The organism is Paenibacillus sp. BK720, assembly GCF_011761545.1.
Taxonomy (GTDB): Bacteria; Bacillota; Bacilli; order Paenibacillales; family Paenibacillaceae; genus Pristimantibacillus.
This window is the reverse complement of sequence record NZ_JAASRQ010000001.1, coordinates 1,337,239-1,359,299: the sequence shown is the minus strand read 5'-3', so window position 1 is coordinate 1,359,299 and position 22,061 is coordinate 1,337,239. Positions and strand designations below refer to the sequence as shown.

Here is a 22,061-nt window from a genome sequence, read left to right as displayed (position 1 = left end):
GATGCCACTATCGAAGTAGAATCGTCAGATTGAAAGGAGTTCTCCCATGAGCCGGAAACAAAAGCTGAACAATGACTGGTATTTCTCCAAGCACCCGCTTGGCACGGAGCTCGATGCCATACTCGAAGGCGGAGCAGACTGGTCCCCCGTTACTCTCCCGCATGATTGGTTAATTTATGACACGAATAACTTGTACGAGAACAGCGTCGGTTGGTACCGCAAAACGATCCACTTTGAAGAAATCCCTTCTAATAGCCGGTTTGCGCTGCGGTTTGAAGGCGTTTACATGAATTCATCGGTTTATGTGAACGGCCGTGTTGCAGGTACCTGGAAAAACGGTTACTCGACCTTTGAATTGGATATAACCACTTTCCTGACCGCGGGCGATAATGAAGTTCTCGTCCAGGTTATTCACGAGTCTCCGAACTCCCGCTGGTATTCCGGCGCAGGCATTTACCGGTCTGTTTGGCTTGTCGCCTCACCTGACACTCATCTTGCATCAGACGGCATTTATATTTCCGCTAAAAAGAATAACGATGACGCATGGTCCGTTGATATCGACAGCGAGGTCGTATTTGCGGAGCTGGCCGACCCTTCATCCGCCTATAAGCTGCGCCATACGATTCTGGATGCAGCAGCGGCTGCAATTGGCCAATCGGAAACCACGATTCAACCGATAGCAGGCGAGACGGTAACCATCAATCAATTACTTGCCGTTTGGCAGCCCCGGCTTTGGGATTTGGATGAACCGGTCCGCTACCGGCTCCATACCGAGCTGCTCCTTAATGGCGAAGTAGTGGATGAGCATCGGCAAACGTTCGGATTCCGCACCTTCGGCTTCGACTCGGAGAAAGGCTTTTTCCTAAATGGCCGACACGTCAAGCTGCAAGGGGTCTGTCAGCACCATGATCTCGGCTCTCTGGGTGCAGCCGTTAATAAAACGGCACTTCGAAGACAAGTTTCCCTTCTTCAGGAGATGGGCGTTAATGCGATTCGTACCGCTCATAACATGCCTGCGGTTGAGCTCATGGAATTGGCCGACGAGATGGGGATTCTTATCGTCTCTGAAGCGTATGACATGTGGGAGCGGGCCAAGACGCCTTATGACTTCGCGAGATTTTATAAGGACTGGTGGGAAAAAGACGTCGCCAGCTGGGTTCGCAGAGACCGGAACCATCCAAGCCTGCTGATGTGGAGTATCGGCAACGAGATTTACGATACGCATGCCGATGAACGCGGACAGGAGCTGACCATCCAGCTGCGCGATAAGGTTCATTCTCTTGATCCGAAGGGCAATGCCGTCGTGACCATTGGATCGAACTATATGCCTTGGGAAAATGCGCGGAAATGCGCGGATCTTGTCAAATTCGCCGGCTACAACTACGGGGATAAATATTACCGGCAGCATCATGCGGAGCATCCGGATTGGTTCATCTATGGCAGCGAGACCTGCTCGACGGTACAAAGCCGGGGGATCTATCATTTCCCTCTCGCCCAATCCGTTCTGGCGGATGACGATGAGCAATGCTCGTCGCTTGGCAACAGCTCGACCAGCTGGGGCGCAAAGAGCACGGAGGCCTGCATCATTGCGGACCGCGACGCCGCCTTCTCGCTTGGACAATTTCTGTGGACCGGCTTTGACTATATTGGCGAGCCGACGCCGTACCATACGAAGAACTCTTATTTCGGACAGATCGATACAGCGGGATTCAAGAAGGATGCCTTCTACATTTATCAAGCGGAATGGACCGACTATAAAGTGAAGCCGATGGTTCATATTTTCCCGTATTGGGATTTCTCTGAAGGACAGCTGATTGATGTACGCGTCTGCTCGAATGCGCCAAAGATTGAGCTATTCTTCAACGACGAATCAATGGGAACCTGCGATATCGATCATGTCCACGGCCAGCAGCTGCTTGGCGAATGGCGGATTCCTTACGCGAAAGGACTCCTCCGAGCTGTCGCTTACGATGAAGCCGGTCAACCTATCGCAACGGATATCCAGTCTTCCTTCGGAGACGCGGCTTCCGTCCTGCTGATTCCGGATAAAACAACCATGGCGGCAGACGGCTCCGATCTGGTCTTTATCGAAATCTCAACCCTTGACCTAGAGGGCCGGCCGGTAGCCAATGCCAATAATCGCATACGCGTTACCGTGGAAGGGCCTGGCCGCCTCGTTGGACTCGATAATGGGGACAGCACCGACTACGATTCGTACAAAGGCACGAACCGCCGCATGTTCAGCGGCAAGCTTCTGGCTGTTATTGCACCTACGCTGGAGAGCGGAACAATCACTGTGCGCGCTGCTTCCGAAGGTCTGATTGCTGGTGAAGCGGTGCTCCAATCTGTCATGCCTGAACCTGCTGCACCCGGTGAAGAATATTCCTTGTATGCCTATGCGCCGGGACAAGCAGCCGAAACTTCGGGCGTAACCGAACCCACCGATGAAATTCCGGTGCGCAAGCTGGAGATTATTTGCCCGCAAGGCAATGCCCTCACGGCAGACAACCGCTCCGTGCCCGTTCAGGTAGTTATTCATCCAAGCAACGCAACCTATCAGGAGGTTGAATGGCGGGTAACAAATGCGGCCGGCGTAGACGCCAATATTGCCAGCCTTGAGTCGGCCGGACATCATGCTATGGTTACCGCATTAAGCGACGGCGAGTTCTATATCCGCTGCTCAACAAGGAACGGCTCGGACAAAGTCCGGATGTATGCCTTAATGGAATTCCGGATAGACGGCATTGGACAGACTTTTATAAATCCGTACGAATTTGTATCCGCTGGCTACCATAGCGGGTCCAGCCGCAACCTGACGAACGGCAATGAACGTGGCGTTGCGACCAGCCGGGACGGCGAAAGCTGGATTTGCTTCGATAACATTGACTTCGGAAGCTATGGGGCAGACGAGATAACGCTTCCGATCTTCTCGTTAGACAGCGAAAAATTCTTCATAGACATTTGGGAAGGCATTCCCGGCGAGACAGCTGCCTCCCTGCTTGCGCGGATTAGTTATCAAAAGCCGACGAAATGGAACGTGTACCAGGAAGAAACGTATCGCCTGCCTCGCAGGCTCAAAGGAATAACTTCGCTAAGCTTTGTCCTGCAGCGCAAAATTCATCTAAAGGGCTTTCAGTTCAGGCAAGCCGTCAAGGCATTCGAACGTCTGGAAGCACGGGAGAATAATCAGATTTACGGGGACTCCTACACCCTGAAGGATGATGCGATCGAAAACATCGGTAACAACGTGTCGCTTGTATTCCAGGATATGGACTTTGGAGAATCGGGAGCAAGCAGGCTTGCGATCTGCGGTCAATCGCCAATCGACAACAATACCATTCATATCTTGTTCAGCGGCACGAACGGCGAGACCAAACAGCTTGTGGAATTTGCTTATTCGGAAGGCTATTGCGAGAACGAATACATGCTGGAACGGATTACCGGCCTTCAGACCGTGACCTTTATTTTTCTGCCGGGCAGTCAATTCAACTTCAAATCGTTTCAGTTTTTCCAGGAGTAATGAAACGTGAGCCAAACGGACCTCAGCGGACAGCTGAGGTCTTTTCTTTCCAAGTACCACCGCAACTACCCCTACAAAAATACGTACAATTGTATAAATCAGGAATTAGGGAAGGTTAAAAGAACGAGGTTACCGTCTTATCCTGACCTTTCTTTACGAAATCCTATAATTCGATGCGGGCACTTTTGGTACTTTCGAAGATTTCCATAAGGGATCATATTTTGGTACACTAAACGTTACCATTGTCACAGTCAGCTAAGGAGGATTTATATTGCGAGTAAAAGAGAATCTGATTGGCGCCGCTATCGCCTTTGTACTGATTTGCGGTGCCGGTGCCATTGGCGCGAATTACGTTCTTAAAGCCATGGGCGGCGGGGATAAGGCAGAAGCGTCGGATCCTGCGGAAACAACCACTAAGGCCGAGCCGATTCATGTACCGCAGGTTGACTTTGCTGCGAATTCAGCCGAAGGGCGTGCGGTAACCAAGATTAAGGAGTACCATTCTACCTTTGATCTTAAGGTAACCGGCGGAGGTCTGGATAATTTCAAGTCCGATAATAAAACCGCATGGGATGAGTTTCTGGCGTCCGAGGTCTTCGATACGAAAAATTACGAAGAGATTGGCAAGACCCTTGCAAGCGTCCAAGGCTTGCAGCTTGATATGAATACCTTGATCGCGCTCGCCGATATTGCCCGCAAGAAGCATGATCCGGAAGCTTTGCGTTTTATGCACCGCATCCTGCATGATTTGGACTTATACGCATTCCCTAATAAAGATACCGTGCAGAGAGATTACTGGGGTGTAACAGACACCGTTCCCTCCGGTGATCATGCGAACCGCGATGAGATGGACAACTATTTGGCCGCGAATAAAAAGTAAACCAAAACCGGGAACACCATCGTGTTACCCGGTTTTTGTTTGGATAAAGCGTTGAATGAGCATCGGTATTTCTGCCAAATTATCGGAGACCATATCGGTGTATTCGTTGAGACCAGCCGTTTGTTTCCAAATGGTCCGCATCCCAAGCTCCTTCGCCGGTATCATATCCTTCTTCAAGTTGTCGCCTATAAAGACAGTCTCGGCTGCTGATACATTCAGATTGGACAAGGATAACTGAAAGATTGCAGGATCCGGCTTTCTTAAACCAACTGCTTCCGAGATAATAATGTCGTCAAAATAACCTTCAATGCCGAGAGCCCTTATTTTATTCCGCTGATAAAACGCCCTGCCGTTCGTAATCATGCCTAATTTGACCGCGGCTTTCTTCAATTCGCTCAGCATATCAAGAAGTCCCGGATAACCAATCGCGTATTCCGAGAAGTTCCCGTTCAAATCCTCCAGCATGGCAGGAAATAAAGCGCGGTCGATTGCAAATAACTCGAATAAGTCCATGTAGACGTCTTCCTTCGGACGGACGACATGATTCATTTCCGTAAATCTCTCCACAAACTCCTCCCTGGCTATACCGAAGGCTGCAAGGGCAAATGTATCAAATTGATGATTGGCGAACCCGATTAACGATTGATGCTTATCCAGTAACGTTTGGTCCAGATCGAAGATAACGGCAGTTATTTTATTCATCCAGGCACTCCTTAATCGAATGGTCCTTATATTCCTATGATAGAAAGAGAATATCACAGGCGGAACCATTATAAAATACTGGAAATTCCCTGAATATCTTTCACCTGATGACGGCCACAACAGTCTGTACATTGGCAATAGAAAAAAACGCACCTGCTAAAGTGCGTTTCTCTCGATGCTTCCTCTTAAAGCCTCGGGTCGATTTCCCTCTCTTTGGCTACTTCGAAAAGCAGTCCCGCCGCGATTTCTTTGTACAGCTTATTTTCAGGCGATATCTCCGCATACGGAACGGCGAGCATCCGCTGGCCAATCCGATATTCGTTGGCCGAAGTGCGAAGCTTTTGACTCACATTCTTTTGTTTCATCAGCTTATTGTATTTATGAGGGAATCGATAATCATATCCGTAAACGATGGACAAGTATTCCGGATTTCGGACCTTGATAAAGGGTACCATATTCTCCCCGATGATTTCCGGCTTAATGACAACGCCTTCCATCTGCTGGTCAACCGTAAGCTTGGCGAAGAACTTCTCCGCTTTACCGACAGCTTCTTCATCCGACAAATCAACAAGCAGGAATTCATCCTCCGAGAGAAAACGGTACATCTCAGAGGTTTTCCGGTTCGCCGGCATTTCTTCCCGGCCGGATGCATAGATAATTTTCAATAACGCAAACGGCTTGTAGGCAAGCTCGCCTTCTTCCGCGTACAGCTTCATTTGGTGCTTATAGGTTTCGTAAGCAGCTTCATGTACATCAAGCGGCATATAAGAATCGAGAACGGCACGCAGATGCTTGTAGCTCTGATAAGCAGTCGATCCGTATTTTCGGCTTAACTCCGCCTTCGGCATATGATATTGATCCTTTTCAAAGCCGCTAGCTCGGTAATCCTCCGTTAATTGTCGAAGCGCCGCTTCGAATCCATTCTGATGCAGAAAAGCAATCTCTGTCTCCAGCGCCTTCTCGATCGGTTTGAATTGCCGCTGAATCAGTCCTTCCCCCATCGCCTGCCATGGCAGCAGCTCGCCGTCGAGCAGAAGCATCTCGATATTGTTTTCCTTCATGTAACCGCCAAATTTACCGAGAAGACCGGCATAAATCCCGCTTAAGTCGACCTTCTTGATCTTGTACCCATTTCGGCTGATCGCAAAGCATTGCTCCACATCGGAATAGAGATAAATATTGCATCTCGAACCCATATATTTCGGCTGCAATACGACTTCCTTCACGCCACGTTCTGCGAAATAGCGCAAGCCTTTGCTAATGGATTCCAACTGTCCGGATTCATCATCCTTATCTGCCGGAGCCATCGTCCCCGAAATATAATTAATCTTGTTATAAGACGCGTAACGCAGGCGCCGGAGCTCCTCTTCCCCTAAATCCTGAATCGCTGCTTTTCGTTCCGAAACAAATAACGGCCGCAGCTCCTCCGCCATGAAAGCCTGACTGGAAATTTGGGATTTGAAGAACGGTTTATAGGACAGGCTTACGGAGGTCAACGCGTTTCCATGTACGCAGCCCGAATCGATATGGACTTTGTTTTTGATCCGGAAAGCGTTCTTCGCAGCGACATGCCCGAATACATGGAAAGGATAATTGCTTACCGCTTCTTCTTCCAGGAATCTGAGCTGTGCCTCGAGGTCGGCTTCCCGGTCGATCCGGAAGTTTCGCTGGTGCCGCTTAGAGTTCGAGTCCAGCTTACCGATATATTTGTTCCGGCATGGCGCATGTGTGACGTAAAAGGACGCACCGTTTGCGCCAACGAAACGATAGAACGGTTTGGAAACGGCGATCAGCCGTTGAAACTGTTCTAGCAATTCGGGATGGCTGCGCAGCTCCCGCGTGGAATCGAAATACGTATGCAGCAGCTCCTCGTCGACTCCCTGCACTTCTCCTTTTAAATACTTGTGGACGAAATTCTCATGATTGCCCATTACAAAATAAAAGTGTTCCCGGTTCTCATGCAGAAACTGGATCGTTTCCCTTGTCTGTTTGCCTTTATCGATCCAATCTCCGACCAGCACGATTTTTGTATCCTTTACACGGTCAGCTGCAGTCAAGACATTTCCGTCAATCTGAAAGCCGTGGCTGCGCAAAAGGGCTTTAAACGTATCCAAGCATTCATGAATATCTCCTACAACGATATATTTATATCGGCTTGGCAGCGCGGTATCGAGGTATTCATCCCGATTTTCAATATGAACCCGGTATTCGGGATTTGCTTTCTTTTCGGTTACCGAATAAAAGTCCTTGGCCCTTATCTTATGAATAGCGGAGTAGCCTTCTTTGGACAAGGCACGCAAAACTTCGGTTTTAATCCGGTTGATGTGAGCCGTAATGAGCTTCTTGGACCGCTCCGACGCATAGTAATCGGCACGGTTGCGATAGTCGAACAAAATAACCTCTACGTTATAGTTGTTCTCGTGAGCAATCTCTCTCACTTTTGACCGGAAGTCATCCGCGAGGCCGGTTGTATCTACGATCACAAACTCTGCATTAACCGGGAAGGAAGTGACCAGCTTCAGCTTGGCAAACAGCAATTGAAAGGCCTGCTCGCTGGCTTCCAGCATGACCCGGTCGTACTTGTCATAGTCAAACCCAAGTACTTCCTGGCGGATGGAGTCGGAAGACAAATATTGAATGTTGGATTTTACGCCACTCTCTTTCGCTTGAAACTGCAGGCCTGGAATAAGGATTTCATTCGCAAAAGTAGACTTCCCGCATTCCGTCGGTCCCACCATTAGAAAGATGGTATGCACTTTCGTTGAGATTTCCATGTTTAAGCCCCTCTTTTCTTCAAAATAACGCCTTGTGTCGTCCGGATGCTGTTCACGCCGTCACCGATGGCAATGAATTCAACCTCCCATTTGATTTCTTGAACGACATCCCTGAACCACTGCCGGAACTCCTCTTGCCCCATCTCCCATTTATGATCGTCATGCCTCATGTGTTGAAGCTCGTAGTAAGGGTTGAAATCAGCGTTTGGCGTAGTAATAATAAATTGATCAAAATCGATATTCGCGCAAATCGTTTGAATGAATTGTTTGGCTTCATCCTTGCTCATATGCTCAATAACTTCGGTCATGATAATATCGACCTGCTCTCCGTTGTAATCCGCAAGGAAACGCTCAATCGACGGGTAAAGCGAGATATTATCCAGTTCTTTCGCATTTGCCTTTCGTTCAACAGTCGCAAGTGAATCTTGATTAATGTCGACCGCATAATAGCAGCCTTCTATTTTTTTGGCGAACGGTATGGCGTAAAAGCCTTCCCCGCAGCCTACATCCAGAATCGATTTATCGAATTTAAGGCAACTCCCGATATAATTTCTCCTCTGAAAGGCGGTTCCGCCAAAATCGAAGTCAATAGCATAGCGGTCCGTGCTCTCCAAAGCTTTTTTATATTTCCAGAAGTTTGTCTTGGATGTCAGGAAGTTTCTTGCGAATAAGCTGCGAATGTAGAAAGGAGCGTCAATGACTTGAATGCTTTGAATATATTTGTCAAGAATCTCGTCATTAAGATCGATATACTCATGGCCCGACATCGCCAGGAACAAGCATAAAACGCTTACCACATGAAGCAGATGGTACAAGCTTTTATCCGTAATAATCGTTAAGGAATAGCTTTTGTTGGATAACATTTGGCGTTCGAAGCGGCAATCCCTCATATGTTTCTCGAAGCTTTCAATGTAACGGATCCATTCCACATGAATCATGTTGATATGAAAGGTGTTTTCATAACCGTCTGCATCCTGCTCGTGCCGGTTTTTGTACGGAGCCGAGAAAAACTCATTAATCGCGTTCAGCGGGAAAAGCGGTGTATGGTATCGGGATACATTCAAATATTCGAATTGCTCCTGCTCGTTTTCTTTATAAGACACTTCGTTATCCGCATCCTTGAAATACACGTTGTAGACCGATTCGTCGGTATACCAGCCATAGGCCAGCCCTTTCCGGACGGACCGGATTTGCATGCCGGAACTTGGATTTTTCTTTATCAAATAAGTAAATTGCGGATTTGTAGATTTCAATTGAACGATTGCCATATGGTTCATCCCCTCTTTCTTAGCAGCTTCTATTTCGGATTTTTACATATTTATCCGTGAACGAACATGGCAAAAGTATTACGACGCAGGCAAAAAGAGCAGCTTCTATGCATTTCTCTATTGCCACTCCAGATTTTAAGACGATATAATTGGATCAATATTCCAAAAATTTTAGGAGGACAAGTGTTATGATCCCTCAACGTGTCAGCCTGATAACGATTGGTGCTTACGATTTGCCTGCGCTTCGCGCTTTCTACCTGAAGCTCGGTTGGGCGGAGGGCGCTCATAGTTCAGATAACTATGCTTCATTTCTGACAGCTGGCGTCATCTTGACCCTATTCCCGATTGAAGAACTAGCCAAAGACGCCGGAATCACTTTTTCGCAAGACAGAAATAGCTACCGCGCGGTTTCATATGCCATTAACGTGGACGAGCCCTCGCAAGTAGATTCAATCATTGATCAAATCCGGGAGATTGGCGGAACTGTCTTAAGGGAACCAAGCGATGCGTTTTGGGGAGGGCGTACGGCGTATTTTGCGGATCCGGAAAACAACCTGTGGGAAGTGGCGTGGAACCCCACTGCCGTATTTGACGAGCGAGGCGCAATGATCTCGTTCTAACTGGATAGGGGAATTGCGAAGACCGCCGCGCTGCGTCAATTTTAACGAACGGCATGGCTTCGTGCCGGTTGGAGAGAGATTAACCATGGAGAGATACCCGGCTGCCTTTTACCAATACAAAATAAAGAGCTAAGCCAATGCTTGAGGCATCGGCATAGCTCTTCTACTCACTATTGAACCGTTTGCGGTCGCAGCTCAACCATTGCGGACGCCGTTTCAACGCCGTTCACCAGCAGCACGATGCGATGCTCTCCCGCATAATGACGCCTGGTGGATAAATCCGCGAACCGGTGAACCCTGCTGCCGGATAGCTTTGAACCGCCGGGCACCGTCTTATCCGATAACAGAAACAATTTACGGGAGGTTTTGCCTCCGGATTTCACGAAATCTATTCCGTATTCAATCCTAAGATGCAGCGGCTCGCCCTCTTGAACTTGCAGGGCATATTCCAGTCTGCAGCTGTCGCCGATCTCCAGAACGGAAGGCCGGGCCTGAAGGTCTGCGGAGATAACGATAGGAGCAGAGTCTTCCGGCATGGCGTATCCGAATATGGCCAGCGCCTCCGGATTGGCTTGGCGGACCAGATTCCGGCAAGCGTGACGGATAATCCAATCCGTGTACGGATGCTCTCCCTGCCATCTCCGGGCTATGTCCAATACAACATCCGGGTGATCCTTGGTAATGTCGTTCAGATTATTGGCGACGCTCTTGCGAACATAAAGCGAAGGATCCGCCTTCAGCAATTCAAGCACCGGAAGCAGCGGCGCTGGGTCTTTCTTAAAGACGGGAAGGGCTTGGCCCCATGGAAGACGCGGCCTGCAGCCTTCGCTTGCCAATCTTCGAACATGTTCATCCGGGTCGCTTGCCCAGGTGAACATTTGTTTCATCATCCGTTCCGGATCGCGAAGCAAAAAGACGCGTACGGCGAATTCAGCCGAGGATTTCGAGGTAAATCTCTCCAGAGCCTGCATGGACACGTCCCAATGCTCCTCTGCTCCGCCGTATACCTCAACAAAATCCGGGAAGAACAGATACGGAAATCCGCTGCACTTCTCGCATATCGCATACAAGACTTCCAGCGCGTCCCTGTAATCCGCCGGCAAATGCCTGCCCAGCACGGTCGAGATTTTCCTGATCCTCCCCTTCAGCGCCAGATCGTTCCACTCATCATTCATAACTTGGGTTACAAAAGCCTCTTTCGCAAACCGCGGATAAGCGGCCAGCACTTTATCCGCGAATTGCCGCAGGAAGGCTTCATCGTAAATATCTTTTAACGGCTCAGCCAATGGAGTACCTCTCTTCGATAATCTCTTTGTCGTAGTCATACGTCCATTATAGAACATTTGTTCCTGTTTTGCAAAGCGTGATAAGCAGACTAATAACACAATCCGGATCATGTTCGCCGGTGAGAGGGAGGAATGGCATGTTTCCTGTTTTAGAAACGGACCGCTTGCATTTACGAGAGATCACCGGCGGGGATATAGCAGATATCTTTGCTTGCTTTTCAAACAAACAGGTTACCCGATATTACGGACAAGAAGCGTTGGAGCGCATGGACCAAGCGCAAGCGCTTATCGATTATTTCGCAGCGGGCTACGCGGAAAAGCGCGGCATACGCTGGGGAATCGAACGCAAGGGAACAATGGGACTCATCGGAACCATCGGCTTTCATTTATGGTCCCCCAAGCATAGAAGGGCAGAGATCGGATATGAGCTTCTTCCCGAATCCTGGAGGAATGGTTACGCCTCCGAAGCAATTTCCGCAGTTCTGCGGTACGGATTTCGGGAGCTTGGGCTCAACCGCATTGGCGCCGTGGTATTTACGGACAACGTGGCCTCGAGTCGTCTGCTTGCGAAGCTCGGCTTTCAACAAGAAGGCATTTTGAGAGATTATATGGTTCAATACGGGAAGGCGCATGATACTTACATTTACTCCTTGTTAAACCATCTTTAAAATTTGCGATACCAAAAAACAGCCTTCTCATGAGCTGTCGAAAATTTGGAGTATAGCATCGTATCCACTCCGCCGATGATAAAGTTATTCCTGGCATAGAAACGGCAAGCTGACAAATTGACGTCCTGCGTCTCGAGCATAAGCCCAATCTGATGATGTTGTTTCGCCCACTCGACGGCTTTTTCAAGCAATTGAGTTCCGATGCCTTGCTGACGCCAGCTGCCGGATACCCCGATATCTTCGATAAGAGCAAAGCCGTTCCAGTTGGAACGGAGTTTAATCCGTCCAATGCATCTATCATCCGCGTAAAAGAGAAAAACAGCCTTCTCAGCATCCTCCATGTACGAGTCGTCAATGTCTTCCTGTTCATATTGCTTCATGTAAGGTTCGGTAAAAGCCTCTTCCGTGTAGGTCCAAACATCCTTTTCATACCTCGGAATAATCCGTCCGGAAACAAGGAAGCTTTCGTTCGATTTGTAATAGTCAGCTCTATTTGAATGCGTCATCTTCTTAATCATGACTCAGTGAAATTCTCCTTCCCGGCGCAAAAAAGGAACCAGCACCTGCGCTAACAGACTACCGGTTCCTTCTATTTTTGTTAGATGACTATTAGTATTCGCCAATTCCGAGATTGAATTGCCATTGAATACCGAATTTGTCGGTCACCTGACCGTACAGCTTGCTCCAGAACGTCTCCTGCAGCTCCATCACAATGTTGCCGCCAACTTTCAGACGATCGAAGGCCGAACGGATTTTGGCTTCATCTTCCTCGACGTATGCCAATGTAATGTTGTTGCCAACCGTAAACGGCATGCCCGGGAATACATCGGAGAACATCACGTTGCTTCCGCCGATGTTCAGGCGCGTGTGCATGATCAGGTTTTTCGCTTCTTCCGGCAAAGGATATTCCGGGTTAGGAGGAACTTCGCCAAATGTCATCAGCTTCGGCTTGTCCAATCCAAATACTTCGGCATAAAACTCCGCCGCTTCACGGCAATTTCCGTCAAAGTTCAAATAAGCATCAACTGACATCTCGATCTCTCCTTGTATGACGATTATAAAATCGCTGGATGGCTATCCTTCCATACTGTACCATTTTCGATATAAATAATCAAAAGCTATTGATTCGTTTTGAATTTCGACAGCACTTCCTGCAAATGCTGCGCCATATGGCTCAGATCCTCGGCAGATGCCGAAATATCTTTCATGGAGGCGAGCTGCTTCTGGGCGCCTTGCGAAATATTTTGAGAGTGGTTATTCGTGTTTTGCGTCATCGTTACGATCTCCGTCATGGACGCCGTAACCTCTTCCGTACCCGCGGACATTTGCTCCGATGCTGCCGACACTTCTTGAATTTGGCTGGAGATTTCCTGGAATGTTGCGGACATGCGTCCAAATACTTCGCCAGCTTCATGAATTAACTCCGAACCAATCTCTGCATCGTTAACGCCTTGATTCATCGCTTGCGCGGCACGTATCGTTGTCCCCTGTACTTCCTGGATCAACGCCGTAATTTCGGACGCGGATTGCGCCGACTGCTCCGCCAGCTTTTTCACTTCATTGGCAACTACGGCAAAACCTCTGCCATGCTCCCCAGCCCGCGCAGCTTCGATAGATGCATTAAGCGACAACAGCTGCGTTTGATTCGTGATTTCTTGGATAACCGACACAATGCTGCCGATCTGGTTCGATTTCAGCTCCAATTCCCTTACTTCGCCCGCAGACTTGATTGCGGATGCGTGAATGAGCTTCATCTGCTCGACGGCGTGGGTAACGGCAACCTGGCCAAGCTGCACCTCTTCAAGCGAGGACTGCGAAGCTTCGGCAACGACCGAGGAGGATTCGGCAATCCGCTGCACGCCGGAAGCCATCTCTTCCATGGCGGTAGAGGTTTGCTCGGCTGAGATCATTTGGCTCTCGCCGGCTGATGCCACATTGTGAATCGCTTCTCCGATACGGCTTGAAATATCTACGGAATCCATGGATGAGGCAGTCAGCTCTTCGGAGGAAGCGGCCAGCTGCTCCGCCGCAAAGCTTACTTTGCCGATCGTGCCGGAGAACGAATCGAGCATCTCGTTCATATTGTCCGCAAGCTGGCCAAGCTCATTTCTCGCTTTGACTTCCAGTCTCGGCCTTAAATCCCCGCTTGCGAGGACTTTAATGACATTCGATATGTAGACAATCGGCTTCGCCATCCGATTGGCCGATATATAGGTTGCGATTAGAGCCAGAAGGGTTACCGCGAGAGCAACTCCGATTGTTTTCCAGAGCATGTTCGTAACGGGCTGCATCGCTTCCCGCTCCGAAATGGATAATTGAACGACATAGCCGTTGCGGGTCGCTTCGGCATAGCCGATTTTTTTCTCCCCGTTAAAAATATAGGAATAGTTCGTGTCCTTGCCCTGCTTGGCCATTTCGAATGCCTTCACCGTTTCGGGCATGTTCATATCGTAGACGGTTTTCTTCATGACCAAATCTGCCTTCGGATGACTGACAACAAGCCCGTTGCTGTCCAACAGAATGGCGTAGCCGGTTTTTCCGACCTTTGTCTCGCTTACAATTGCAGCGGCTTTGTTAATTTCATAACCGAATATGTAGAAGCCATAAGCCTTTCCATCCTGTTTTAGCGGCGCAGCGATCACAATGGATACCTTGGATGGATCGACTTTATTAACCAGCGGGTCGCTGACCGTTAAATGGCCTTCCGACAAGGATTTGAAATACGGCCGTTCCGAGACGTCAATCTTGTCTCCGGTTTGCGCAACGACGAAGTTCTTGCCCGTCATGTCCAGCGAATAGCCGGGGGACATCAGCTCCGGATTTTCTTTCATAAAATGCTCAATCAATTCCTGGTGCTTCACGGCGTCCTGTCCAAAGTATTGTCCAACCCCTGCCAGGGCATTGATCTTGGAAACCTTCGACTGCAGCTCCTCGTCAAGCCTTGCGGTAATGACATCGGCCTGCTGCCCAAGCTCCTTCTTGATCTGGCTTTTGAACAAAGAGGAGTTCGCAAGAAATAATGCTGTCGACATGGACGCTACAATCGCAATCGCAATAATCAGCGTCGTGATCAACATTCGGTGAGCAATTTTCCGCGTTTGAAATAACCTGGGTAGTTTAAACCTCTTCTTCAGCATTTCTCTCATTTACTCCCTCTCATTAATGTCGGCGGCGGCATGCCAAAAAGACCTCTGTCCAAGGTAGTTGTTCAAGTTGATCGAGGTCCGTTCTGAAAAATATTCACGGGATGCCAGCACGACATATCCTACACTATAAATTTGAGTTTTCGATTTCGTTTTAGTTAGAAATATGTTAGTTTTATATTCCTGCTGGGAGCTTCGCCCAAGTTTCTTTTCCCTAATGGATAGTGTAAGATGTAGGAAGCGAATCAATGAAAATCAATGGCAGGAGTTGTCGAGCTTGGCACAAAACGAAATCATTTTAACCCCTGAAGGACTTAAAAAATTGGAGGATGAGCTGGAGGAACTGAAGACGGTCAAACGCTCCGAGCTGGCGCATCGTCTTAAGGTAGCCATCAGCTATGGAGACCTGAAGGAAAACAGCGAATACCATTCGGCGAAAGACGACCAAGCCTTCATGGAGACCCGCATTGCGCAGCTGGAAAAAATGCTCAAGACGGCCCGGGTATCCAATTCGAAAGACACATCGAAAGTTGGCGTAGGCTCCATTGTGGTTCTGAACGACATTGAAGTCGCGGAGAAAATCGAATACCGCCTTGTCGGTCCTGCGGAAGCGGACGTATTCGAGAACAAGATCTCTTACGAGAGCCCGATGGGCCAGGCGCTTATGGGCAAATCCGTTGGAGATGTCATTAGCGTGGATGCGCCAATCGGCGTCATCAAATATGAGCTTCTCGAGATCAAAGCGAACGGATAAAGAATAGGATGCAGCATACGAGCTGCATCCTTTTTTTCATTCTTCGAACAAACGGATGAAGTTCCGGGCACTCTTCGACAGGTACCGGTCCTTCAGCCAGATAATGCCGACCTCGGATTGAAAATCCGCATCCGAGATGGCGAGCATCTTTATTGTAGGAAGCGGAAAAGAAGCCATGACCGATTTCGGAAATACCGTCGCCCCGATACCGGCTGCCACCAGGGCAACAATGATGGCGACGCTGGAGCATTCGCAGATGACCTTAGGTTCAAAGCCATGCGCCCTCGCTTCAATCATCACGCGATGATGCATCCCGATCGTTTTGTCTGTCTTAAGGGTCAGGAAGGGCATGTCGGCAAGCTCGCTCATTAGCATCGTATCTTTATCCGGGTCGCCTACCCAACTAGCCGGAAGAACGGCAACGTACGGATCCGAAGGAAGCGGCAGGACCGAATAAGGCTGCGTATGCAGCGTCGATTCAAAGGGCAGCCTCGCCACAATGAGCTCGATATCCCGCTTCTCCAGCAGATTGCCTAGAATGAAGTGATCGCCTTCCCAGATTTTGAAGGTGACATTCGGATACAATCTGCGGAATTGCTCGATGGGCGGCGGCAGCAGCGAAATGCAGGACACAACGGAACCGATAGCCAGCATGCCGTGCAAGCCCGCGTCGAGCTCTTTCACTTCATGAATGGTCTCGTTGAACTCCTGCAGCAGCTTCTCCGCCTTGTCCCGCAGAAGCTCGCCGGCATGCGTGAGATTAAGTCCCTTCCCGCTCCGGTCGAACAACGTTACGCCTAATTCATCCTCCATCAGCTTCAGCTGACGGCTTAGAGGCGGCTGCTCCATATTAAGCGCTTTTGCTGCCCTGGTAATTTGTCCTTCTTTGGCGATCGCCAAAAAGTACCTTAACTGTCGGATGTCCATAGCCAGCCCCCAATATACCTTTTCGGTATGTGTTCGCGATAAAACAGATACTTTAAATATATCGGCTGGCATGGTACGATTCAACTATAAATGAGCAACAAGGAGAGATCAAAGACGATGAACAAGGCCATAACCATAGAACTTTCTACTAACAAAAAGCAAAAACCCAAAGCATCCGAGCTTGGATTCGGCAAGTATTACACGGATCATATGTTCATTCTGGACTATGACGCAGCTAAGGGCGGCTGGTACAACCCGCGTATCGTTCCTTATCAGCCGATTACTCTTGATCCGGCGGCGAAAGTATTCCATTATGGCCAAACGATCTTTGAAGGCCTTAAAGCTTACCTGACCGGCGACGGCAAAATCCGTCTGTTCCGTCCGGAGCAGAACATGGCGCGTCTGAACCGTTCGAACGCGCGTCTCAGCATCCCTGCTGTTGACGAGGAACTGGCACTCGAAGCTTTGAAGCAGCTTATTCTGACAGACCGCGACTGGATCCCTGCCGACGCGGAAACTTCCCTGTACGTACGCCCATTCGTTATCGCGACGGAAGCACAGCTTGGCGTTAACGCGTCGACGCAATATATGTTCATGATCATCATGTCTCCAGTTGGTTCTTACTACGCGGAAGGCATTCATCCGGTAAAAATTCACGTGGAATCGGAGTACGTTCGCGCGGTACGCGGCGGCGTGGGCAACGCGAAGACGGCCGGCAACTACGCGGCAAGCTTGAAAGCTCAAGAAGAGGCTTACGCGCAAGGCGCATCCCAGGTTTTGTGGCTGGACGGCGTTCATCGCAAATACATCGAGGAAGTCGGCAGCATGAACGTGTTCTTCAATATTGACGGCACGGTTGTAACCCCTGCACTGAACGGAAGTATTCTCGACGGTATTACACGCGATTCGATCATCCGCCTCCTCAAACATATGAACGTGCCGGTTGAAGAAAGACAGCTGTCCATTGAAGAGGTTATTACGGCCCATCAGGAAGGCCGTCTTCTTGAAGCGTTCGGTACGGGTACTGCCGCCGTTATTTCTCCAATCGGGGAACTGTCTTGGAAAGGTACGCGTTATGTCATTAACGAAGGAAATACCGGTGAGCTGTCGCAAAAGCTGTACGACACGCTGACCGGTATTCAAAAGGGTATTGTAGAAGATCCGTTCGGCTGGTCCATTGTTCTCGAACCTTCCGAGCATCTTATTTCGAATTAATCGCCATACGTCTTAACGGCCATTTGATCAAGACTTTTAAATTCATAGCCTTGCTTGCGGGCTTCGTCAATAATCGAGCCGAGCGCGGCGGCATTGTCTTTGGATACGGTATGAAGCAGGATTACCGCTCCGGGATGAAGCTGAGCGACGACTTGATTAAAGGCGAAGCCCGCTCCTTTTTGCTGATTGACGTCCCAATCCTTATAAGCGACCGACCAGAACACGTTCGTATATCCGGAATCCTTGCTTACCGCAAGAACGTTATCGCTAAATATTCCTCTTGGCGGCCGCAAATAAGTCATGGCCTGCTGACCGGTCAAAGCTTGAACCTGCTCTCTTACCTTCTCAAGCTCCGTACGGATCTGACTCGACGAGATTTGCGTCATATCCGGGTGGGTCCAGGAATGGTTGCCAACCAGATGGCCCTCGTTGACCATTCGTTTTATCAGCTCCGGCTGGTCCTTCACGTAATGCCCCGTCACGAAAAAGATAGCGGGCACCTGTTTCTCCTTAAGTACGTCAAGCACCTTCGAGGTATATCCGTTCTCATACCCGTTATCGAAGGTCATGTATAGTTCCTTCTTGGTCGTATCCCCGAGAAAAATCGCCCCGTGCTTCATGACAATATCCTTGAAGCCTTCTTCATTAATGGACGGCAGCTGCCCGCCTACGCTTTTCTTGAATCCAAAATGAAACGGACCCTGCTGTGCTTCAGCCGGATGCTGCGCAACCAGCAAGAATAAAACGGCTGCAATCCATAACGTATGGATCCATGCTGATGGTTTTTTCATTTTTCTTTCTGCTCCTCCATGTGTAGTCCGTTTATTTTCCCCTCATTCTCTGTATCCAATCCACTATTTTCGAATTGACAAAATTAGTTGTCAGGCATATAGTTGTTAAGACAACTAATTTGGAGCGTGATCGAAAATGCATCAGAAAGGATTGGATCATTCGATAGGCTTCCTGCTCGGAGCGACTTACCGGAAGCTGACGAATTTCTTTAGTGCCCGCATTAAGGAATTTGGGCTGACACCCGAACAATGGGCGGTACTCTACCGTGTCCGCGAGAAGGATGGCTTGATCCAGAAAGAAATTGCCGATCGTGCGGGCAAAGACAAGCCAACAACAACCCGAATCCTCGATTCGTTGGAAGCAAAAGGATTTGTCACAAAGCGTGCCAGCGAGCATGACCGACGTTCCTTCCAGGTTTATATCACCGAGCAAGGGCGCGCGACGGCGGATGCCATCGAGCCGATTGAATACAGTACGATGGTCGAAATCGCGCAGGTCTTGTCTACGGAGGAATATGAGCAAATGACAAGCCTGCTGAAGAAATTAAATGAACATGCAAAAGGCTTAATCGATCAAGAAAAGGAGTAATGAGCAACATGAACATACAACCAGACAAATTATGGAGCCGGTCTTTTGTAACCTTGACGGTAAGCTACTTGCTGCTGTTCTTGAGCCTGCAAATGCTGCTGTCTCCATTCCCTACTTACGCGAAAGAGCAGTTTCATCCGAATAACTTTGCCCTAAGTCTCGTTACAAGCCTGTTCGCCCTAGCCGCGATCGTTACGCGTTTCGCCACCGCGGCCTTGCTTCGCAAGGTTCATCGCAACGTTATTTTGTTTGCGGGACTCGTGTTAGCCGCATTGGCAACCGTCCTTTATCCGTTCGCCAACTCGATGACATCTCTTCTTGTGCTTCGCGCATTGTTTGGCATCGGCTTCGGGATGACGAGTACCATTATCCCTACCCTGGTGTCGCAGATCATTCCGAAGCAAAGAACCGGAGAAGGCATTGGATACTTCGGTTTATCGACCAGTATCGCTATGTCCCTTGGACCGATGATTGGTCTATCCGTTATCAAGCAATTCGGATTTACGACGCTTGCGATGATCGGTACGCTAGCCCTTGTACTGATCATTCCGCTCCTCATGGTTATGCGCAGTATTCCGAAGCAGCCGGCTAAGGCTGCACAACCTGCAAACAAACCGGAAGCCGGCGAACCGGCATCCTCAACCGGACGCATGATGGTGCCCGCTATTCTTAATGTATTGATGTCCGTTACTTACGGCGGTATCCTTGGATTCATTGCGCTATATGGCGCGCAAAAGCATATTGAACAGATTGGCTTGTTCTTCTTGTTTATTGTATTTACCGTCTTTATTATCCGTCCGATCTCCGGCAAGCTATTCGATCGCCGTGGACCGATGCCCATCGTGATCCCCGGCGCCCTTGTTGTCATTGCCAGCTTGATCATTTTGTCCTATGCGGAGTCGCTTCCGTTGATCATCGTGTCCGCATTGCTGTACGGCTTTGGTTTTGGCGCGATCCAGCCGACAACGCAAGCATGGATGCTGCGCGAGGCCGCGCCGCATCAAGTCAGCTTCGCGAACAGCTTGTATTACAACACGATTGATTTCGGCGTAGCCGTAGGCTCCATGCTGCTGGGTATCGTCGCTTCTGCTTCCAGCTATTCCGTTATGTACCGCTGGGCAGCCGTAGCCATGGTCATCTTTATGCTGGTTTACCTGGTCAGTCTGTTTACCGAAAGAAAAAGCCGGGCTGCCGCGCCTGCAGCCGCTCGCGAGAATACTGCGGTATAAAGAAAAAGCCGGCACGGAAGTCCGGGAACGCCAATGATTGGCTGATGTCCCGCTTCCGTTGCCGGCTTTATTTCGATTTGATATATAGATATTTGTCTAGATTAAAAAAGATATAGTAAGGCATTATAAACGGTTGCAACAAAAACTTCCAACCTCTGATCGGGCATCCGCATTCTAATTGAATAATCTCATTCTCCTGTACGGTAAACGAATAACGATTGCTCCCGCACCAATCGATCTTAAGATATTATTCGTACTCCCCCGGCTCCAGCTCATAGCGGATGGTTTCATCGTTAGCGATTTTTCGTACTCGATGCCGTTCAGGAACACTTTGAAATTCCTCAGCCAATTGGAATATTGATTCGTTCTCTTTAACTCTAGAATCGATGCCACAACGCACCTCCAATCATGCTTTATTTTCCAAATATGAATAATTCTATATGCATGGTTGAATCCCTTTTAGTTGTAATTTCCCTTCCAAGACTTGTAACTTGCACCGATTGAAGCTAATCTAATTGGAAATAGATTCTATATAAAAAGGCGCTGGTTACTATGACTCGTGAAGGCATGCCCATAAATGCATTGGAGCTAAACCGGGCTATGCTAGCAAGACAAATGCTGCTCGCACGTTCGAATTCGCCGATTCTCCATGCATTGGAGTGGTTTATCGGTTTGCAGGCCCAAGCTCCCCAAGCACCTTACTACTCGCTTTGGACAAGGCTTGAGGGATTTACTCCAAACGATTTAGCCTCGCTCATCTCGAATCGACAGGCGGTAAGGATCGCTTTGATGCGCTCCACTCTTCATCTGGTATCGGCTAACGACTGTCTGCTTCTAAGACCTTGGGTCCAGGCTGTACAAGAGCGTGCGCTCAAGGGCAGCTATGGCAAATGCCTTGCCTCCGTTGATATGAACGCTCTTGCTTCGGAAGGAAGAAGACTCGTGGAGGATAACCCTCTCACCTTAAACGAGCTTGGCAAGCTGCTTGCCCCACATTGGCCGGATGCCGATCCGGAGGCACTTGCGGCAGCTATACGTACATTTGTCCCCCTCGTTCAAGTTCCGCCACGCGGATTGTGGGGAGAAAGCGGTCAGGCCATTCATACTTCTGCGGAGATGTGGCTGAGGCAGTCTTTGCTTGAGCAGCCGGACGTCGAACAGCTTGTCCTGAGGTATCTGGGTGCCTATGGCCCCGCATCCGTTAAGGATATGCAAGCTTGGTCCGGTCTCACCCGCCTTAAGGATTATTTCGAGAAGCTTCGACCGGGTCTTGTTATTTTCCGAGACGAACAAGGAAATGAGTTATTTGATCTGCCCGATGCTCCTCGTCCCGACCCCGGCGTCATTCCGCCGGTACGCTTCCTTGGAGAATTTGACCCCATGCTGCTTGGTATTGCCGACCGCTCGCGCGTCATGGCTCCTATATACGTCAAACGAATTTTTACGGCTAACGGTATCCTCCGCTCAACGATTCTATTGAATGGTTATATTGAAGGGTTGTGGTCCATCGAGCGTAACTCCGGGCAGGCAGCACTTCTTATCGATCCGTTCCGCCCCCTCACGCAAGAGGAACAACTCGATCTGATGCAAGAGGGCGAAAAACTGCTGAAATTCGCCGCTCCCGGTGTTTCTCATGAAATCCGTTTCTCAATGATTTTGAATTAACCCGGATAAAAGGGGCCATCCCTTGTCTAT

General features: G+C 49.2%; 19 protein-coding genes. 9 read left to right on the top strand and 10 right to left on the bottom strand.

The features are described from left to right. Positions 1-46 precede the first annotated feature (46 nt). Entirely contained in the window at positions 47-3,520 is a 3,474-nt protein-coding gene (locus FHT67_RS06110; protein ID WP_167196382.1) for a glycoside hydrolase family 2 TIM barrel-domain containing protein, read from the top strand. 271 nt (positions 3,521-3,791) lie between these two features. Next, positions 3,792-4,400: a hypothetical protein gene (locus FHT67_RS06105; protein ID WP_132304890.1), complete on the top strand. Its 609-nt coding sequence runs from the start codon at positions 3,792-3,794 to the stop codon at positions 4,398-4,400. 24 nt (positions 4,401-4,424) lie between these two features. Here the strand turns inward: FHT67_RS06105 and FHT67_RS06100 are convergent, their stop codons facing one another. The 3 genes from FHT67_RS06100 to FHT67_RS06090 all read right to left on the bottom strand — a co-directional run bounded on the left by FHT67_RS06100 (position 4,425) and on the right by FHT67_RS06090 (position 9,144). Beyond that, positions 4,425-5,102, bottom strand: a complete 678-nt coding sequence (locus FHT67_RS06100; RefSeq protein ID WP_167196379.1) for an HAD family hydrolase — start codon at positions 5,100-5,102, stop codon at positions 4,425-4,427. 185 nt (positions 5,103-5,287) lie between these two features. After that, positions 5,288-7,876, bottom strand: a complete 2,589-nt coding sequence (locus tag FHT67_RS06095) for a metallophosphoesterase (protein ID WP_167196376.1) — start codon at positions 7,874-7,876, stop codon at positions 5,288-5,290. 2 nt (positions 7,877-7,878) lie between these two features. Next, entirely contained in the window at positions 7,879-9,144 is a 1,266-nt protein-coding gene (locus tag FHT67_RS06090) for a class I SAM-dependent methyltransferase (protein WP_167196374.1), read from the bottom strand. Positions 9,145-9,332: 188 nt separating this feature from the next. Here FHT67_RS06090 and FHT67_RS06085 point away from each other — a divergent pair, with 188 nt between their 5' ends. After that, positions 9,333-9,764: a VOC family protein gene (locus FHT67_RS06085; protein ID WP_132304883.1), complete on the top strand. Its 432-nt coding sequence runs from the start codon at positions 9,333-9,335 to the stop codon at positions 9,762-9,764. A 170-nt stretch (positions 9,765-9,934) separates the two neighbouring features. Here FHT67_RS06085 and FHT67_RS06080 read toward each other — a convergent pair whose 3' ends face one another. Beyond that, entirely contained in the window at positions 9,935-11,050 is a 1,116-nt protein-coding gene (locus FHT67_RS06080; RefSeq protein ID WP_132304881.1) for a DNA alkylation repair protein, read from the bottom strand. A gap of 137 nt (positions 11,051-11,187) precedes the next feature. Between FHT67_RS06080 and FHT67_RS06075 the strand changes: the two genes are divergently transcribed. Then, entirely contained in the window at positions 11,188-11,718 is a 531-nt protein-coding gene (locus FHT67_RS06075; RefSeq protein ID WP_167196371.1) for a GNAT family N-acetyltransferase, read from the top strand. On the opposite strand, the gene FHT67_RS06070 is transcribed toward FHT67_RS06075, so the two are convergent. The 3 genes from FHT67_RS06070 to FHT67_RS06060 form a co-directional block, all read right to left on the bottom strand. After that, a complete protein-coding gene (locus tag FHT67_RS06070; RefSeq protein ID WP_167196369.1) occupies positions 11,715-12,236 on the bottom strand; it encodes a GNAT family N-acetyltransferase in 522 nt (173 codons plus the stop codon). The genes FHT67_RS06075 and FHT67_RS06070 overlap by 4 nt on opposite strands. Before the next feature lie 91 nt (positions 12,237-12,327). Beyond that, on the bottom strand, positions 12,328-12,750 hold the full coding sequence (locus FHT67_RS06065; protein WP_132304875.1) for a VOC family protein: 423 nt from the start codon (positions 12,748-12,750) through the stop codon (positions 12,328-12,330). A gap of 86 nt (positions 12,751-12,836) precedes the next feature. Then, complete coding sequence (locus tag FHT67_RS06060; protein ID WP_165930588.1) at positions 12,837-14,795, bottom strand: methyl-accepting chemotaxis protein; 1,959 nt, start codon at positions 14,793-14,795, stop codon at positions 12,837-12,839. Between the two features lie 343 nt (positions 14,796-15,138). Here FHT67_RS06060 and greA point away from each other — a divergent pair, with 343 nt between their 5' ends. Beyond that, entirely contained in the window at positions 15,139-15,615 is a 477-nt protein-coding gene (gene greA, locus FHT67_RS06055; protein WP_132304871.1) for a transcription elongation factor GreA, read from the top strand. A 36-nt stretch (positions 15,616-15,651) separates the two neighbouring features. Here greA and FHT67_RS06050 read toward each other — a convergent pair whose 3' ends face one another. Continuing rightward, a complete protein-coding gene (locus FHT67_RS06050; protein ID WP_167196366.1) occupies positions 15,652-16,542 on the bottom strand; it encodes a LysR family transcriptional regulator in 891 nt (296 codons plus the stop codon). A 117-nt stretch (positions 16,543-16,659) separates the two neighbouring features. Between FHT67_RS06050 and FHT67_RS06045 the strand changes: the two genes are divergently transcribed. Further along, positions 16,660-17,757, top strand: coding sequence for a branched-chain amino acid aminotransferase (locus tag FHT67_RS06045; RefSeq protein WP_132304867.1), 1,098 nt, complete (start codon positions 16,660-16,662; stop codon positions 17,755-17,757). Here the strand turns inward: FHT67_RS06045 and pdaA are convergent. Beyond that, on the bottom strand, positions 17,754-18,548 hold the full coding sequence (gene pdaA / locus FHT67_RS06040; RefSeq protein ID WP_167196364.1) for a delta-lactam-biosynthetic de-N-acetylase: 795 nt from the start codon (positions 18,546-18,548) through the stop codon (positions 17,754-17,756). The two genes, FHT67_RS06045 and pdaA, sit on opposite strands and share 4 nt — an antisense overlap. A 136-nt stretch (positions 18,549-18,684) precedes the next feature. Here pdaA and FHT67_RS06035 point away from each other — a divergent pair, with 136 nt between their 5' ends. Both FHT67_RS06035 and FHT67_RS06030 read left to right on the top strand, forming a co-directional pair. After that, positions 18,685-19,137, top strand: coding sequence for a MarR family winged helix-turn-helix transcriptional regulator (locus FHT67_RS06035; protein WP_132304863.1), 453 nt, complete (start codon positions 18,685-18,687; stop codon positions 19,135-19,137). Between the two features lie 8 nt (positions 19,138-19,145). After that, on the top strand, positions 19,146-20,366 hold the full coding sequence (locus FHT67_RS06030) for an MFS transporter (RefSeq protein WP_167196362.1): 1,221 nt from the start codon (positions 19,146-19,148) through the stop codon (positions 20,364-20,366). Positions 20,367-20,540: 174 nt separating this feature from the next. On the opposite strand, the gene FHT67_RS29660 is transcribed toward FHT67_RS06030, so the two are convergent. Further along, the gene (locus tag FHT67_RS29660; protein WP_208403118.1) at positions 20,541-20,759 is read right to left on the bottom strand and encodes a hypothetical protein; all 219 of its coding nucleotides are present in this window, start codon (positions 20,757-20,759) and stop codon (positions 20,541-20,543) included. A 207-nt stretch (positions 20,760-20,966) separates the two neighbouring features. Here FHT67_RS29660 and FHT67_RS06025 point away from each other — a divergent pair, with 207 nt between their 5' ends. Further along, complete coding sequence (locus FHT67_RS06025; protein ID WP_243711569.1) at positions 20,967-22,031, top strand: winged helix DNA-binding domain-containing protein; 1,065 nt, start codon at positions 20,967-20,969, stop codon at positions 22,029-22,031. Positions 22,032-22,061: the final 30 nt, after the last annotated feature.

What these genes read in the sequence shown, in the direction of transcription:
- FHT67_RS06110 (WP_167196382.1), top strand. Translation starts at nt 47, where the DNA reads ATGAGCCGGAAACAAAAGCTGAACAATGACTGGTATTTCTCCAAGCAC.
- FHT67_RS06100 (WP_167196379.1), bottom strand. Translation starts at nt 5,102, where the DNA reads ATGAATAAAATAACTGCCGTTATCTTCGATCTGGACCAAACGTTACTG.
- FHT67_RS06095 (WP_167196376.1), bottom strand. Translation starts at nt 7,876, where the DNA reads ATGGAAATCTCAACGAAAGTGCATACCATCTTTCTAATGGTGGGACCG.
- FHT67_RS06090 (WP_167196374.1), bottom strand. Translation starts at nt 9,144, where the DNA reads ATGGCAATCGTTCAATTGAAATCTACAAATCCGCAATTTACTTATTTG.
- FHT67_RS06085 (WP_132304883.1), top strand. Translation starts at nt 9,333, where the DNA reads ATGATCCCTCAACGTGTCAGCCTGATAACGATTGGTGCTTACGATTTG.
- FHT67_RS06075 (WP_167196371.1), top strand. Translation starts at nt 11,188, where the DNA reads ATGTTTCCTGTTTTAGAAACGGACCGCTTGCATTTACGAGAGATCACC.
- FHT67_RS06070 (WP_167196369.1), bottom strand. Translation starts at nt 12,236, where the DNA reads ATGATTAAGAAGATGACGCATTCAAATAGAGCTGACTATTACAAATCG.
- FHT67_RS06065 (WP_132304875.1), bottom strand. Translation starts at nt 12,750, where the DNA reads ATGTCAGTTGATGCTTATTTGAACTTTGACGGAAATTGCCGTGAAGCG.
- FHT67_RS06060 (WP_165930588.1), bottom strand. Translation starts at nt 14,795, where the DNA reads ATGTTGATCACGACGCTGATTATTGCGATTGCGATTGTAGCGTCCATG.
- FHT67_RS06050 (WP_167196366.1), bottom strand. Translation starts at nt 16,542, where the DNA reads ATGGACATCCGACAGTTAAGGTACTTTTTGGCGATCGCCAAAGAAGGA.
- FHT67_RS06045 (WP_132304867.1), top strand. Translation starts at nt 16,660, where the DNA reads ATGAACAAGGCCATAACCATAGAACTTTCTACTAACAAAAAGCAAAAA.
- pdaA (WP_167196364.1), bottom strand. Translation starts at nt 18,548, where the DNA reads ATGAAAAAACCATCAGCATGGATCCATACGTTATGGATTGCAGCCGTT.
- FHT67_RS06035 (WP_132304863.1), top strand. Translation starts at nt 18,685, where the DNA reads ATGCATCAGAAAGGATTGGATCATTCGATAGGCTTCCTGCTCGGAGCG.
- FHT67_RS06030 (WP_167196362.1), top strand. Translation starts at nt 19,146, where the DNA reads ATGAACATACAACCAGACAAATTATGGAGCCGGTCTTTTGTAACCTTG.
- FHT67_RS06025 (WP_243711569.1), top strand. Translation starts at nt 20,967, where the DNA reads ATGCTAGCAAGACAAATGCTGCTCGCACGTTCGAATTCGCCGATTCTC.